The sequence below is a fragment of the Absiella sp. AM29-15 genome (assembly GCF_003434225.1).
Taxonomy (GTDB): Bacteria; Bacillota_I; Bacilli_A; order Erysipelotrichales; family Erysipelotrichaceae; genus Hoskinsella; species Hoskinsella hominis.
The window spans coordinates 110,913-127,738 of record NZ_QVFL01000003.1 but is presented as its reverse complement, the minus strand read 5'-3'; the positions used below and the strand labels follow the sequence as shown (position 1 = coordinate 127,738).

The 16,826-nt window shown below is 34.3% G+C and carries 13 protein-coding genes; 2 read left to right on the top strand and 11 right to left on the bottom strand.

Going from position 1 to position 16,826, the window contains the following annotated elements; translation table 11 throughout:
- Nucleotides 1-137: 137 nt before the first annotated feature.
- The 4 genes from glmM to DW761_RS04365 form a co-directional block, all read right to left on the bottom strand.
- Complete coding sequence (glmM, locus tag DW761_RS04380; RefSeq protein ID WP_117453367.1) at nucleotides 138-1,478, bottom strand: phosphoglucosamine mutase; 1,341 nt, start codon at nucleotides 1,476-1,478, stop codon at nucleotides 138-140.
- A 19-nt stretch (nucleotides 1,479-1,497) separates the two neighbouring features.
- Nucleotides 1,498-2,868, bottom strand: a complete 1,371-nt coding sequence (locus DW761_RS04375) for a YbbR-like domain-containing protein (RefSeq protein ID WP_117453368.1) — start codon at nucleotides 2,866-2,868, stop codon at nucleotides 1,498-1,500.
- A 2-nt stretch (nucleotides 2,869-2,870) separates the two neighbouring features.
- Nucleotides 2,871-4,214 (bottom strand): diadenylate cyclase CdaA, encoded by a 1,344-nt coding sequence (gene cdaA, locus DW761_RS04370; protein ID WP_117453369.1) that lies wholly within the window; start codon nucleotides 4,212-4,214, stop codon nucleotides 2,871-2,873.
- Between the two features lie 92 nt (nucleotides 4,215-4,306).
- The gene (locus DW761_RS04365; RefSeq protein ID WP_117453370.1) at nucleotides 4,307-5,068 is read right to left on the bottom strand and encodes an HAD-IIB family hydrolase; all 762 of its coding nucleotides are present in this window, start codon (nucleotides 5,066-5,068) and stop codon (nucleotides 4,307-4,309) included.
- Between the two features lie 106 nt (nucleotides 5,069-5,174).
- Here DW761_RS04365 and DW761_RS21135 point away from each other — a divergent pair, with 106 nt between their 5' ends.
- Nucleotides 5,175-5,336, top strand: coding sequence for a hypothetical protein (locus DW761_RS21135; protein ID WP_178695082.1), 162 nt, complete (start codon nucleotides 5,175-5,177; stop codon nucleotides 5,334-5,336).
- An 83-nt stretch (nucleotides 5,337-5,419) separates the two neighbouring features.
- Here DW761_RS21135 and DW761_RS04360 read toward each other — a convergent pair whose 3' ends face one another.
- The 7 genes from DW761_RS04360 to serC form a co-directional block, all read right to left on the bottom strand.
- Nucleotides 5,420-6,460, bottom strand: a complete 1,041-nt coding sequence (locus DW761_RS04360) for a hypothetical protein (protein ID WP_117516531.1) — start codon at nucleotides 6,458-6,460, stop codon at nucleotides 5,420-5,422.
- On the bottom strand, nucleotides 6,457-8,670 hold the full coding sequence (locus tag DW761_RS04355; RefSeq protein WP_233513021.1) for a hypothetical protein: 2,214 nt from the start codon (nucleotides 8,668-8,670) through the stop codon (nucleotides 6,457-6,459). Before DW761_RS04355 ends, DW761_RS04360 begins: the two co-directional genes overlap by 4 nt.
- Before the next feature lies 1 nt (nucleotide 8,671).
- Nucleotides 8,672-9,553, bottom strand: a complete 882-nt coding sequence (locus DW761_RS04350; RefSeq protein WP_117516529.1) for an ABC transporter ATP-binding protein — start codon at nucleotides 9,551-9,553, stop codon at nucleotides 8,672-8,674.
- A complete protein-coding gene (locus tag DW761_RS04345) occupies nucleotides 9,546-10,976 on the bottom strand; it encodes a DUF3502 domain-containing protein (RefSeq protein WP_117516528.1) in 1,431 nt (476 codons plus the stop codon). The genes DW761_RS04350 and DW761_RS04345 overlap by 8 nt, the downstream gene beginning before the upstream one ends.
- Nucleotides 10,977-11,268: 292 nt before the next feature.
- Nucleotides 11,269-13,419 carry a DNA topoisomerase gene (locus tag DW761_RS04340; protein WP_117516527.1) on the bottom strand — a complete coding sequence of 717 codons (2,151 nt, stop codon included), beginning with the start codon at nucleotides 13,417-13,419 and terminating at the stop codon, nucleotides 11,269-11,271.
- 93 nt (nucleotides 13,420-13,512) lie between these two features.
- The gene (locus DW761_RS04335) at nucleotides 13,513-14,673 is read right to left on the bottom strand and encodes a 3-phosphoglycerate dehydrogenase family protein (protein ID WP_117454216.1); all 1,161 of its coding nucleotides are present in this window, start codon (nucleotides 14,671-14,673) and stop codon (nucleotides 13,513-13,515) included.
- A gap of 20 nt (nucleotides 14,674-14,693) precedes the next feature.
- Nucleotides 14,694-15,779 carry a 3-phosphoserine/phosphohydroxythreonine transaminase gene (serC, locus tag DW761_RS04330; protein ID WP_117454215.1) on the bottom strand — a complete coding sequence of 362 codons (1,086 nt, stop codon included), beginning with the start codon at nucleotides 15,777-15,779 and terminating at the stop codon, nucleotides 14,694-14,696.
- 222 nt (nucleotides 15,780-16,001) lie between these two features.
- Here serC and DW761_RS04325 point away from each other — a divergent pair, with 222 nt between their 5' ends.
- Nucleotides 16,002-16,820: a LysR family transcriptional regulator gene (locus tag DW761_RS04325; protein ID WP_117454214.1), complete on the top strand. Its 819-nt coding sequence runs from the start codon at nucleotides 16,002-16,004 to the stop codon at nucleotides 16,818-16,820.
- Nucleotides 16,821-16,826: the final 6 nt, after the last annotated feature.

Here is a 16,826-nt window from a genome sequence, read left to right as displayed (position 1 = left end):
CCTCTTACCTTTATTTTAGACTAAATTATGTGAAAAAAAAAGAGATTTCGTAAAGTCACAGACTTTTTCTAAAATTTAAGACGTCTATCACATAATTCACAAACACAAAAGGCTCAAATGAGCCTTTTGTGTACTTTTTATAATCCTTTTGCGTTAATGAAATCAATCACTTGATTTACATATTGTTCGCAAAGTTCATCTGTTTTCGCCTCTACCATGACACGAACCAAAGGTTCTGTACCACTTGGGCGGACCAGAATTCTACCTTCATCACCTAATTCACGCGCAACTTCATCCACAACCTTTAACAGTTCAGGATCTTCCATTGCTTTATGTTTATCTTTTACAGGTGTGTTGATTAGTAACTGTGGATAGATAAATAAATCTTCACTTAATTCTTTTAAAGATTTCTTTGTGTTGACCATGATTTCCAACAGTTTTAATGCTGTCATCAAGCCATCCCCAGTATTTTCATGTTCATTGAAGATGATATGACCACTCTGTTCTCCACCAACAGAATAGCCATGTTCTCTCATGCATTCAAATACATATTTATCGCCAACAGCTGTTTGTTCATATTTGATGCCTTTCGCCGTTAAGGCGTGATATAAGCCAAGGTTACTCATCACGGTTGTGACAACCACATCATCATGCAAGATACCTTTTTCATGCATATAGCATCCACAAATATACATCGTGTGGTCACCATCAATCAGATTACCATCTTCATCTACTGCAATCAAACGATCGGCATCCCCATCAAAAGCAAAACCAACATGGTAATTGCCTTCCTTCATCATTCTCTGTAGCTCTTGAGGATGTGTAGAACCACATTTGGTATTGATATTAATACCATTTGGCGCAGAATGAATGACTTCTACTGTTGCGCCTAATGCAGATAATGTTTCTGCTGCACAGCTTGTCGCAGAACCATTTGCCAGATCTAAGGCAATGTTCATACCATTTAAATCAATATCTACAACGGATTTTAACCAGGATTCATATAATTCTAATCCTTCATCCCATGAAATCGTATGACCAATTTTCTCATTAACTGCAATTTCAATTTCACTCTTGTCATCGATATAATCCTCGATCAGTGCTTCAATGGCAGGATCCATTTTACAGCCTTCCCCATTGAATAATTTAATGCCGTTATCGTGGAATGGATTGTGGCTAGCACTTACCATAATACCACAATCAAACTGCTCCTTTTGAATCAAGAAGGAAACACTAGGCGTAGGACATACACCCAACAGATACACAACTGCACCTGTACTGGTTGCACCAGCAGCAAGCCCCATTTCAAACATATCGCTGCTTAAACGTGTATCCTTTCCAATCAGAATCTTCGCATGGCGCTTGTTTTCTTTTCCATAATACCAGCCTAAATACTGACCGATCTTCACTGCCATATCAAGTGTCAGTGTATCGTTAGCGCGTCCTCTGGCGCCATCTGTACCAAAATATCTTCCCATATATACATTCCTTTCCTATCTATTCTGCACTTCCTGTTACATTAACAGAAATTGATGCATTCTTTAATTCATATGTCGCAAGCTTGTTTTTGCCTTCTACACTTAACGCCATATCGTTATATGTGCCAGCTTTATCAATCTTACTAACATCAACCGTGATTTTTATATCACCTTTTTCAATCTTATCAATTACTTTCTTTGCACCTTTTACAGTAACATCACTCGTCTTGCTGCCTGAAATACTGTAATTCAATCCTTTGGTGCCATTGATAATTTCAATCGGTACATCTTTTACCACAGTATCTTTTAAATCTGCCAATTTAATGGAGATATTCACAACATCCACATTTGTCGCAGATACCCCATTCATTAATGGCACTGGCATACTGATCTCACGATCCTGTGTCAATGTACTGGCAGGTATCGTAATAGGCAGCTCATCAATCTTATCAAGTGCTTCCTGTTTTCCATACAGTGTAATCGTTTCATGATCCATCGTATAGGATTCAATTGCTTTATTATCCGGCACATTGCCTGTTGGCACCAGTGTCAGTTTAACATCTTTACTAGGACTGGTAACTTTCACTTTCGCTTTCATATCGCCTGGAATAATGTCCACATTATCCATTTTATTACCATCCTGATCATATGCTACTATCGTTGCCTGCTGTTCAAAATCTTTTGTCGTATCCGCATCTACCTTGATGAGTGCCTTTACATAAGCGATTTTATCCAGTGTATCTTTGCTGGCACGTACAAATACTTCACCTTGTTCTAATTCTGGTTCACTTAAATCATAACGATTATTCATAGAACTTCGATTGACATAATCAAAGCCGACAGAGAATCGTTTGATTACTTTTTTCTTAATGGTAACCGTTGCATTGCTTGGCTCCACAATGATTTTTACACGATTTGGCGCATTTTCAACCTCCAGTGTGACATCATGTGTACCTTCTGTTAAATCTGTCATATTCGCCACAATCTTAATATTCTGTGATTTCATATTCTTGATATCACTGATATCCCCAATTGCGGTAACTTCTACTTCATCTGGTAAATTATTTACCTCATATATTTCTGTACTGATACGCTGTTCAACTTTTAATTTGCCAAGACTTTTACTGATTTCATCTGTTTTAAACAAATCTTCTCCACCACTCATGGCGATATAGAAGAATAATGCTAAAACAAGTGCCACCAGTTTTCCATGCTTCTGGTTGAATAACAGTTTATCTAACCATCCGCTTAACCATCTAAAAAACTTTCCAATCTGGTTTTCCACATTCGCATAGGTTTTCGCAAAATTCTGGCTTTTCTCCGCTATTGCTTTCGCAAGCTCTGTTTTTCCTTCAGAACTTAACTGCGTTCTTTTTTTATTTTTTGCCATGCTTACTTCCTCCCTTCTTTATCTTTCTTCGAGGAAGAATCCGCACTTCCATCATCAAATATGATTTCCTGTGCTTCTAGTATGTCATCCATGAATTCATCTTTTTTCTTGCGCCCTTTGCTTTTCGCCTTTGGCTTTGTTTCTTTTACATCTTTTTCCTCAGTATCATCTTTTTTCTTCTTTGGTCTTCCACGTTTTTTCGGCTTAGGTGCTTCTTCCTTGCCATCTTCTTTTTTAGGCTGTGTCTTTTCATCATCCTTAGCCGCATCCACAACGATTGTTTCAAACAGCTGATCAAGTGGCGCATCTGTTTGTGTTTCTACCAGATCCGCAATACCAAGTTTTTCGATTTCGCTGTCCACAACCACATTTTCACTTTGTAGTACATCCACAGAATCTTCTTTCTTACTCTTGGTAAACTTGTTTTCTGGTGTATCTTTACTCTTTGTAGAGCGTTTATTCTTGCCTTTAAAGTAATGTGCAAATACCCCTGGTTTCTTGCCATCATTTGCTTCAATACTTTCTTTTAATGCTTCCTTCTGTACATCTTTTTCACCTTTTACTTCATCGCCCTGTTTCTGACATACAATCATCATCAAGAAATCATGCAGATGAGCAGGTGAAATAACAGAAAGCTTTCCACCCTGAGCAATAGAAATATTACCTGTTTCTTCACTGACAATAATTGTCACTGAATCAGTAATTTCACTAATACCAACCGCAGCACGATGTCTTGCGCCATAACTGGTTGGCAATTCTCTTGTAGTAGGTGGGAAATAAGCGGCAGCACATGCGATTTTTACACCCTGAATAATAACAGCACCATCATGAAGCGGTGTTCCATATTGGAAAATAGAACATAATAGTTCACTGGATACTACAGAATTCATTGGTGTTCCCGTCTTGATATAATCACTTAATGAATGCCCTTGTTCCAAAGAAATCAAAGCTCCTGTCTTTGTCTTTGACATTTCTGTACAGGCCTTTACCAGCTCTTCTACTAGATTTTCACGCTCATTCAGCGTTAAAGTAGAGATTGGTGAAAAAACATTCGTCTTTCCAATTTTCTCTAAAATATTACGAATTTCCGGCTGGAAGATAATAATAATCGCCAACGGTCCCCAATTCATAATTGTCGCAGCCAGTGTTTCGACTGTGTGTAGTCCCAATAGTCCTGCAATCCACTGGGCAATGACAATGACTAAGATTCCCTTAAAAATCTGAATCGTTCTGGAATTGTTTTTTACAATCTTCAAAAGGTAGTAAAACAACAACCAGACAACCCCAATATCCGCCAGCTGCTTTATAATTGTTAATAAGTTGTTAAGAGTAAGGTACTTAAACATGAAAAACACTCCTCTCGCTAGTTTATTATACCATAAAGACTATCCATATACCTATATTTTTTGACATGAAAAAGACATGCAGTAACTACATGTCATTGTAAATCAACAATTGCGTCCGCTACACTATCATAAACATGTTCAGCCGCGTTTAAAATATCCGCTTGTGCATGTGCGACAGCACAGCCATGAAATTCCTTCAACATAGGAATATCATTATAAGAATCTCCAATGGTATAAATATCATCATGCTCTAAATCCATAAAGCTTTCTATGACATAAAGTCCTTCTGCCTTGGAAACTCCATCAGGTACAATATCTACACAATGGGTGTTAGGATAAGCAACCACATATCCTTTAAATTCAGCGTTGATATATTCACTGATTTCATGTGCCATTTGCTGATCATTTAATGAAATTACCAGCTGTGCAATTTTTCCCTTATCCAAAACTTCTTCTTCATTGGTGACTTCTGCCATATCGCCATATTTATGATCGATCTGGTTTTCATCTACCCTGACTTTATAACGATTATAGCCATCATTAATCACAAAAGAAACACAATCCAGTGTTTTAATATAAGAAATGATATCCAGTGCTTTATTAAAATCCATATATAAGCATTGCAGTTTATTGAAGTTAGCATCATAAACCACACCACCATTGTTTGCGATAATAAAATCAAACTCAAAACCATTTCTTTCAATTTCTTTTTTTATAGACTCCATACTTCTTCCAGTTACAAGTCCAAACACATTTCCCTGTTCACGAAAAGCATGAATTGCCTCTACATCCTTTGTATCTACCATTTCACCAGTACGTAATGTACCGTCATAATCACTTGCCAATACCTTCATATCCTTTTCCTCCAACTATATTCATTGTACCAAGTTTTAAACAAATTACAAGAATATGTATAACATTTTATTTGTTGTCCCATACTAGAATCAGGAGGTGTTAGAAATGGCTACTAAAAAATACCGTCCAGGCATGAACTGCGAAAAAACTGGAAAGTACACATGTTACGATAAAAACGGTAACGAAATGTACGGTGACATCGATGTAGAAAAAGACAGACGTTTTCCTCCTTCTCAAGAAGAAGGCTGTTACTACGAAGAACAGTAATATGTTCTAAAAAAATCCTTCCTTGCCAAATCGGCGATGGAAGGATTTTTATTTTCCTTATAATCACTTTCTTTATATTTTAATTATTCTTTATAGATTAAACCTTTATCATTTAAACAATAATACGCCCCATCTTTCAAATATATCACCCTGCCTGTACCAGAAATAACTTTTTCTGATAATAAGTCAATATAACTTTCTCCAACTACTTGATTATCCTTTTTTAATACCACAGTCATAATGCCCTGATCATCTGTTTGTACACTAAATACTTCATATCCTTTTTCCGGTTGATAATCCATAACATTACTTTTTGACTGATCACTTACATCCATGCGGAAAATCTTTCCTGCTTCTTTGTCATAATCATAATAATACTTGTTAATGAGAAAAGAATTGCCACTCTCACATTGATAGATACTCTCAAATGTTTGATTATCTTCGTGATACTTTACTAATTCATTTACTGACTTTCCATCTACAGAATTAACATCCATGAAATAATATTGATGATCATATACGCCTCTACCCAATAGCATCTCATCATCACTTTCTTTGATGATTTCCGTTTTATGATTATTCAAATCCAAGCACATCAATTTAAAGTGATTGCTTGTGGATATAATATTGCCTTTATCATCTACATCAAATGCATTTTCTGTATACCATACTTTTTGATCAAAGAAGGTAGCATTATCCACAACTGCCATTTCAGCTATATCTGCGATTTTTTTCAAATCCGTACCATCCACATTAGAACTACATAAAGTTGTTTTCCCTTTCTGTAGATTTTCATATAAATAATAGATTTTATTTTGATAATAAATCGGAGGTAAATGTAAAGTTTGATCTTCATCTTTGTAGAAAGTCAAACGATAAGCATCACAATCTTCGTTTTGGTGATTACAGTTTACCTTACTACATAAAGGTACATCTTTATCTGTTTTAAAATCATAAAAATATACTTCATTCGCAAAATCGGTTTTCACAAGATGATAAATGCCATCTTCACTAATCCCTGGAAACCCCATATTTGCGTAATCCTCACTTTTCCCTTCATTTTTTGCACTTTGACATCCACATAATGCAAGCAATAAACAACATACTGCAATGACTTTCTTCATAAACGCTTTCTCCTTTCCACTACGTGAAATCCAATATAAATACCCACACATCCAATTAAAACAATACCTGCCATTATGAAATTGGTAATAGGATAATATAAATCATAAAAAATTGCGAAAACACCTAATGATGTATCCTTCATCAATAATGGAAATATCATAGTTAATAATATGATTGTGATCATTTTGGCATGTGGTATCTTATGATACACCTTTTGTAAAACAAGCATCAGGATACAAGTGATGAATAATTGCCATATAAACAACAATACAAGATACAATCCGATGGATAATGTTATATGGGTGTTATGGAAAACAACACTATCACATAAGCGATTCGTATAATCTGCACCTGGATACATTTGATAATTATGTAACAACATCATACAGTTCATGCCTAAAACACCAACAAAAGCACCTATTCCCATTGTTATAAGTTTCGCTTTTTTAAGCCTTGTATCCATATGTTCACTCATACTTTGTAATCGTTTAACCTTTGTTAAATTTTCTCGATCATAGCTTTGCATAGTGATTAAAATCATAAACAACAATAATACAAATAACATTTGACTTTGTGTATAATCGTTATCAATCAAAAACCTAATCTGATCCTCTTTGATTAACTTACGTGAAAAAGAATCTTGTTTGATTGCACGATAACGATTTTCATATAAAGAAAAACCTTGTTCCATGGATTGTATTTTCATATATTCATTTAATTTTATAGAATCTTTTTCGATCATGATTTGCTGCTTCGCATCATCAATTTTCTGTCTTTCCAGCGCTATTTTTTCATCTGCTTCCTTTGATACATGATCGCCAATTTGATCGATATAATAATTGTATTGATTATCTTCTATATTACTCATACTGATGATTGGTGCTAATAGTAAAATTTGTGCAATCAAACATACGACCATAAGCACAATCCCAAAATCATTGATCCATAATTTCTTCATTTCATAAAACAATAGACCATGTACCTTATGTGATTTTGCTTGATGAGTTATATGCAGGATATGTTTTCTCTGTTTATGGAACAGCTTAAAACATAACGCAAAAGCTAATATCATAAGAATGATGAATAATCCATATAAGACATTATATGGAATCGCCTTAGAGAAGAAACGGATATAGGATACATTCTTTAAGGCATATTCAGGATGCAGAATCTGTGTAAGGCCTAAATAAGATAATAAATGACTGTCACCTGAAGTAGATGCCAAAAATGTAAAACTGCCAATAAACAAAGCTGAAATAGAGATCGCTAATAAGTAATTTTTCACAAGTGCATAGACCATAAACAACAGCGCAAGTAAAAATGCATAAATGATTATTTTAAAACAAAATACAACCGCTATAAAGCTTAAAATATTCATATGATAAGGCACGCTCACATAATATAAAATACTTTGTATTGGCTGAAAGATATCTTGCATGCCATATTGCATACCAGAGTTCAAAAACAATGTTAACAAAAAAATTGCTTCCAATCCCATGACTAATACCAATAAAGCAAGCCACTTGGATAATAGCTGTTGATTACTTCCTTTTTTCATCATACTACCATATCTTAACATACCTTTTTCATCTTCAAATGCCACTAATATATAGAAAAAGTATGCGACTGTTAATAAAATCAATGCATCTGGAATCATGCTTTTCAATACTTTTTCACTACCATAACTACCATCACTGGAAGAAGGCATATTCACATGCATCTTTTCATATAGTCTTTTTGTCTGGTCAGCTCTTGATTGTATAAATGGATCTTTGTTTTGAAAAATTGAAATTGATTGATTTGTTTCATATTGTTGTTTTACCTGTTTCAAAAAAAGATCATAAGAATGTAAATTATCTTCTTCCTCTATCAGACGATGGATTAAAGCATCATTCACGATATCCTCATATTCCATTTTTAGTACTTGATTTACCCACTCTTTTCCATACTTTTCAACATATTCGTTAAAATCTACTTGATGATTTATTACTGCTTCTTTCATCATAAATAAGGAATTTATATCCTGTAATTCATTTAAATAAGCATAACGCTCTTTTTCAGTTTTACCTTTTAGCTTGATTTGTATTTGTTTATAGTCACTTGCATTAAATGAATCATTTTTATTTTGGTAAAAGAATAAAACATTAGCCACTATGATGATTCCCAATAAAAATACGATATGATACCGTCTAGAAAATATTTTTTTCACCTCATAGTACAACATGTTCTTCATCAAATATGTAAAGGTAAACATCATTGATATTTGGACTTACATATATTCCTTTTCCTTCATCCTTTGGTTCAATGATTCTAATCATCATTTTATCTCCATCATAGCGAACATTGCTAATTTTATTATTTGTTTTCAGCTTTTGATATTCCAATGGATCAACTTCTTGTTCCATTACTTTATGTTCCAATAGTGATACAAGTTGTTTTCTTGTTTCTTTTCTCAACAATTTTCCTTTTTTCAATATCAAATATTCATCTGCGATAGATTCTACATCGCTTACCACGTGTGTCGCAAAGATAATAATCTTATCTTTACTTAACTCCGCAATCAGCTTCTGCATTTCCATTCGCTTTAAAGGATCAAGACCAGCACTTGGCTCATCAAGAATCAGGATAGATGGATCATTTAATAACGCAACACATAGCATCGCTCTTTGTTTCATTCCACCGGAAAATCCTTTTAGCTTCTTATGAAATACATCTTCCAATTTCACTTTTCTTACCAAATCTTCACTTTGTTGTCGTATGGCTTCTTTTTTCATTCCTTTTAAATTGCCAATATAGTAAAGATAATCTTGTAATGTAAAATCTTCATATAAACAATGCTGCTGTGGCATGTATCCTACCTTGGACAAATACTCTTTTTTACACTTTTTTATATCTGTTCCATTGAATTTTACACAGCCTTCATTAGCATCTAACAGCATACAAAGAATATTGATCAATGTTGATTTTCCTGCACCATTTGGTCCAAGTAATGCATATATCCCATGTTTTAATGTAAAACTAACGTGATCCAAAGCACGATTATCTCCATAATCTTTTACCAATTCACATACTTCAAGATTATACTCACTCATATGCGTCCACCTGCTTTTGTAACTCCGCAATTACTTCATCCATACCAGCTTCTTTTAGTTTCTTATTCTCTTCAGAAAACATTTGTAATACTTCATCCATTGAGATCTTTTTATGATCATATACTTTAAAATCCGCTGTAATAGAATCAAAATCATTCCAAATATTATTTATTTTATCAATTTTTTCAATCACGTTTGATAAATCTAAAATATTAGGTTTTAATGACTCTACATTTATTTGATGATCAAGCTCAAAAACAAAGTTTTTCTTATCCGCATTTTGATCTGCTTGTGGTGTAGTGATCATATCATTTCCTAATGAACCCATAAACAAGCCATAAAAATAATTTTTATCTGTCACTACTTTTCCATCTGTATTCTTCTCTAGATTTTCTCCATAAATTAATAAATCTGATAGTTCTTGATCCGTATTGATTTCACACAAAAAATCAAACGCATTATCCGCATGTTCACTTGTCTTTAATATACCATAGCCAGATGTTCTGACTGGATATTTATGATTACTTAAAGCTATTTCCTTACCATTTGTTTCACTTATCCCATAGCTGTCTTTACTTAAATATGAATATGAATATGCTAAACCTGTTTTACCATTTTGATAAAAAGTATCCCACTCTTTTTCTGTAAAATCTCTACCCGTATATCCTTTTAAATCAGCTTCAACTAATAATTGATATACATCCATAAAACGTTTTTCATCTAAAGGATTAATAACTTTTCCTTTTTCATCTATGAATAAAGGAGTTCCTTTGATTTGCATATAATCTGATGCCAAAATTGTAAAACAAGCTAATGGGTTTCCATCCATTAATATTTCATTTTTTTCATTCTGATAAGAATGAATTAAAGTACTTAATAAATCGACAGGATTGTTTATGTTTTCGCTTATCTCATTTTCGTACTTTTTATAAAACGCATCATTAAACACTGCGTAAAGCTGCTGATAAGGTATGGTCACTTTAGGAATGTAGTAGATATTATGTTTAATCTTATTTGCTTCAAATAGATGCTCTGGTATCTCTTGTAAAAGTTTTTTACCATTTTCTTTTTCAAAATCCTCATTTAATACTTTAAAGTATTCATATAATGGTTGATTACTATCAAAATAAACAATATCTGCTTTATTCTTTGATAATTCTTCCAACATCGTTTTTTGCGCAGTTAATACATCTTGATTTGCCTGGTTATTTTCAACAGATTTTACTTCCACCGTATAGTGTTTACCTTTATCTTTCAATTTCTTGTTTAACACATCTATACGATTATCTGTGATAGTCCCCGAATCTATCCATTTTTCGCTATGCTCTGGTATATAAATCGTTAATACTTCATCTTGAACCTTACTGCTACAACCACAAAGCAATAAACAGCTGATCATTCCTATCACAATATTTCTTTTCATAAGCTCACCTCAAACAGTATTTTTTCTATGAAATAAAATCTTTTTATTAATTTATTATTTCTAAATTTTGATTCTATTCATATTCAAATTATAACTTTCATATATATACTGCACAATTTTTTAGGGTTCAAATGATAGTTTAGGGATATGCCGACCGCATTTTAAATAAGCGCTTACATTTTTTATCTTTTTATTGTTTTTTTTATCACAAGATACCTAAAAAAGCCTTCCATTGCTGATTTGGCTTGGAAGGCTTTTTCTATTTGATATAAAGCTACTGTTTGATATTCATCTATTTCTTATCCAATAAACGATAAACTGCTCTGCCATTGCGTACGCCTAACTGTAAGATTTTCACAACTTCTTCTTCCTGTTCCATAAGTTTCACTAGACAGTATTTATCTTTCAACAGTTTCTCTGCCATTGGTTTACTGACATCTTTATGGATGTTTTTGAAGAACTGATCATCTTTCCATATCGCAAACTTACAGCCATTTCGATAATTCACACAACCATAGCCTTTGGAGTTTTCCACAATCTTGTTGCCACAGACTGGGCATACCCCAATCGCTTCTCGATCATCATCAATCGGTACTTCCCCACCAGCTTTTAGATTAGAAAGATTCTCTTTTAAGTGTGGTGTAAATGCATCTAGCACACTTTGTACAAGAGTAGATACATCCGCATTTCCCTCTTTGATATCTTCCTGTATGACCCACCATTTTGCTGTTAGATCAGCTTTCTTTATTTCTTCAGGCAAAAGATGATAAAAATCTTTTCCCAATTGAGTAGAAATGATATTCTTTCCTTTCATTTGAACATACCCTCGTTTGATTAAAGTTTCCACAATCTGACTACGTGTTGCACTGGTTCCAATAGAACCATTTTCGCCTTTTTTATCCTTATCTTTTTTCTTCAGAATTTCTTTGATTTCTTTATCCTCAACATACTTGGCAATACTTGTCATATCTTTGATTAAAGATGCCTGGGTATAGCGTTTAGGTGGATTGGTTTCTTTTTCATTGACGATACCATCATGTAAAGAAACGTCATAGTTTCCTTTTGGAAGATCAAATTTACCTGTATCTACTTCTTCATTATCCTCTTTTTCTTCTTTATTATTTTTAAAATACTGTTTATATCCTTCATCCAGTATAAAGGTACTGGTTGCTTTTAAATCCCCATATTCTGTAGGGATGACTGCACTTACCTGACGTTTTTTCACAGGTGGTAAAAACTGCATGATATACTGACGACAGATTTCTTCATACACTTTTCGCTCATCTGGAAGTAATGCCGCAATATTAAAATCTGACATAGTAGGAATGATAGCGTGGTGAGCTGTGACATATTTATCATTGAAACATTCTGAATGAATTTTATAATCCACAGGATAAGTTTCATTCAGTTTTTTCATAACATGTGTCAATACCTGAGGAGCTTCTGTAAAATGTTCCTCTTTTAGATATTGAGAATCACTTCGATTATATGTAATTGCCTGATACTTATCACGAAGAGTCTGGGTAATTGCATCGGTTTTACTCAAATCAAAGCCATACTTTGTATTCATATGGGCCTGAAGTTTTGCCAGATTAAAAGGCAATGGTGGTTTTACATCCATCAGCTTTTCATCTACCTTCATCTTACGATGCGGCTCTTTTAGAATATCATCACACATATCCTGCATGATTTTCTGACTTAAGATGTGTTTTCCATCATCTAATAAATCATTTTTCGGTTTTAATGCAAAGGTAATGGTGGTTTCTTGTTTTTCCACATCCCCCTGTACTTCCATTTCATAGTATTTTTGTTTCTTATGATGATCAATTAATTCATCACGTGTCACGATTAATCCAAGTGTAGGGCTTTGTACACGTCCTACACTCATACCTTTTCTACGAAGTGCTAAAGAATACAAGCGTGAATAATTAATTCCTACTACATAATCTGCGACTGCACGAGCATAAGCGCTTCGTCCAACAGCTCTTAATTTATCATCATTATCAATTAATTGATGAAAAGCTTTTTTGATATTGGAAGGTGTATTATCATTGATATACACACGTTTGACCGGTTTTGTGTTCTTGGCATAATCTAATATTTCATCAATCAGAAACTGTCCCTCATCATCCGGGTCACCAGCATGGATAATCTGGTCACAATCCTGCATCAATGTGATGATTTGTTGCACACGATCTTTTTTAGAACCATCTGGCACCAGTTTCCAGTTATCAAAACAAATAGGAAGATCCTCCTTATTCCATTTTTTATATTTTGGATCATATTCATCTGGTTCTGCCAATCGCAGCAAGTGTCCATATGCCCATGTGATGACTACATTCTTTTTCACAATGACACCATGTACCTCTTTATCTGGTCCATCAATCGCTTTAGCAATCGCACGTCCAAGCTCTGGCTTTTCCGCAATAATCAATGACTTCATAAGGCTCCTCCTTCCACAGGTTTTCTTATTATATCATAAATTTATCAAAAAAAGAAAACAGACATCAGCTTTTTGCAATGTCTGTTTTACAACTTATTTTACAATTAAACGAACGGATTTGATACCATCCTGTGCAGCTAATTTATCCAATAGCTCTGCAGAGATTTCATCATTTGTTTCCAAAATTGTATATGCATAATCTTTCTTTGCCTTGTTTGCCATATTCTCAATGTTGATACCAACATTCGCAAGTTTTGTGGTCATTTCACCAACCATGTTTGGAATGTTTTTATTGATGATACACAAACGATATTTTGCTTCCTGTGCCATTTGAATATCTGGCATATTTACAGAATGTGTAATATTACCATTTTCAAGGTAATCACGAATTTCATTTGCTGCCATGACCGCACAGTTTTCTTCACTTTCTGGAGTAGAAGCACCTAAGTGAGGAACACCTAATACATTATCAAATTGTAACAGTTCTTTAGATGGGAAGTCTGTAATATATCCACCAACTTTGCCACTTGCCAATGCTTTTACCAATGCATCTTCATCAATTAGACCATTACGTGCAAAGTTTAAGATACGAACGCCGTCTTTCATCTGATCAAATGCTTCCGCATTTACAATGTTCTTGGTTGCTTCATTATAAGGAACATGAACAGTGATATAATCACATTCTTCAAAGATGGTTTTCAAGTCTTTTGCATGGTTGATTCTGGCTTTCAATGTCCATGCAGCCTGTACAGAAATATAAGGGTCATAACCATAAACCTCCATATCCATAGCAGCTGCGGCATTGGCTACCTGTACCCCAATGGCACCTAAACCAATAACACCAAGTTTTTTACCTGCAATTTCAGGTCCGACAAAATTACTTTTGCCTTTTTCAATCTGTTTACTTAAATCGTCATCATCAGCGATAGATTTTACCCAGTTGATACCCTGTGCAATCTTTCTTCCAGATAATACAAGTGCCGCAATAACCAGTTCTTTTACCGCATTGGCATTTGCCCCTGGTGTATTGAATACAACGATTCCTTCTTCACTGCATCGATCAAGTGGAATATTGTTTACACCAGCACCTGCACGTGCAATACATTTTAAATCTTTACTGAATTCTACATCGTGAAGTTTTGCGCTACGTACCATAATGGCATCGTAATCTTGAAAATCTTCACTGCATTCGTAATTTGCATCAAACTGATCCAAACCAACTTTTGCGATTTTATTTAATAATTTTACTTTCATAAAATTTTCTCTCTCCTTTTTTATTTGTTTTCAGCCTCAAATTTCTTCATGAAATCAATCAGCTTTTCAACACCTTCGATTGGCATTGCGTTATAAATAGAAGCACGCATTCCTCCAACTGCCCGGTGTCCCTTTAAGTTACTCATACCTGCAGCAGCACTTTCTTTCGCAAATTTTGCGTCAAGTTCTGCATTAGGTGAACGGAATGTTACATTCATCATAGAACGATCTTCTTTGTTTGCAGTTGTAGTATAGAAGTCAGAGCTGTCTAAGTAATCATATAACATTGCAGCTTTCTTCTTGTTTTTCTCCTGCATTACTTCTACACCACCCATGTTTTCAATCCATTCTAAGACAAGTCCTAAAATATAGATGGCATAAGTTGGTGGTGTGTTGTACATAGAATCTTTATCAGCAAGTGTTTTATAGTCTAATAACACTGGTGTGTTTTCTTTCGCATTTCCTAATAAATCTTCACGTACGATGCCAACAGTTAATCCTGCACAGCCCATGTTTTTCTGAGCGCCCGCAAAGATGATTCCAAATTTTGAAACATCAATTGGTTTGCTAAGGATGTCACTTGACATATCCGCAACGATTGGTACACCATTTGTTTCAGGCACATATTGCCATTCTGTACCATAGATCGTGTTGTTTGCACATAAATAAACGTAATCAGCTTCTGGATCAAGATTTAAATCTTCCTGTTTTGGAATAAAAGTGAAATCCTGTTCCTTACTTGATGCAGCAACTTTGATATCCCCAAACTTGCATGCTTCTTTATAAGCTTTTTCTGCGAAATATCCAGTTAAGATATAATCGGCTTTTCCCTTCTGCAATAGGTTTAAAGGTACCATAGAGAACTGCATGGTTCCTCCTCCCTGCATAAACAATACTTTATAGTTGTCAGGAATATTCAAAATACGGCGTAATCTTGCCTGTGTAGTTGTAATGATTTCATCATATGCTTTGGAACGATGACTCATCTCCATGACCGACATTCCACTACCCTCATAGTTTAGCATCTGCGATTGTGCTTTTTGTAATACCTCCAGTGGCAGCATGGATGGTCCTGCTGAAAAATTGAAAATTCTGTTTTCGGCCATAAATATCGGCACCTTCCTTTCTCTTTAACATCTTGTGTTAGTGACACCCATTATAGCACAAATGAAATAAAATGAAAGAGTCTTTGAAAGATTTTGTAATATATTTTGAAAACAGTTTTCTTTATGTAAACATTTTAGATACATTTGTTCACAAATCAGAAACAAACATGACTTTTTCTTTTTACTCATCCATGATATACTTATGTTAAAGGAGAAATTATTATGCTTGATTATCGTTTATATACATTTTTAACATTATCAGAAACATTAAACTATACCAAAGCTGCTGAGATTTTATGTATCACACAGCCTGCTGTTTCTCAGCATATCCGTTATTTAGAAACGACTTATCAAATCAAACTGTTTGACCACCATGGAAAAAACCTAGTGCTTACCAAACAGGGAGAATATTTGGCCAGCTGCCTTCGCACCATGAATGCAGATGAAAAGCGTGTGGTGGAGAATTTAAGAAATATTAAAGATATCACCAGAATCAAATTTGGTGCTACCTTGACGATTGGTGAATATATTCTACCAAAACGAATAAAACAATATTTACATATCCATCCGCAAACCAATCTAACCATGCTGGTAGAAAATACCGCAACCCTGCTTCAGATGTTAGATCATGGAGAAATCAGTTTTGCGATTGTGGAAGGCTATTTCCCACTACATCGTTATGAACACCAGATGTTAAGCAGACAGCCATATGTTGCGTTAAAAGGAAAAGATTATCAAATGCAAAAGCCAGTCTATACCCTGCAGGATTTATTTGATGAACCTTTGATTATTCGTGAAGAAGGCAGTGGTACCCGTGAAGTATTAGAGCGTGTATTGAAAGAACGTAACTTGACCATTCAGGATTTCTCTAATACCATTGAAATTGGCAATATGAATGCCATTAAACATTTAGTGGAAGAAAATACAGGAATCACATTCCTATATAAAGCCGCAGTGGAGGAAGAATTAAAAAAAGGAACCATGGAGGTGATTCCTTTAAAAGATTTTGATATCCAGCGTGATTTTACATTTATCACTTAAAAAAAC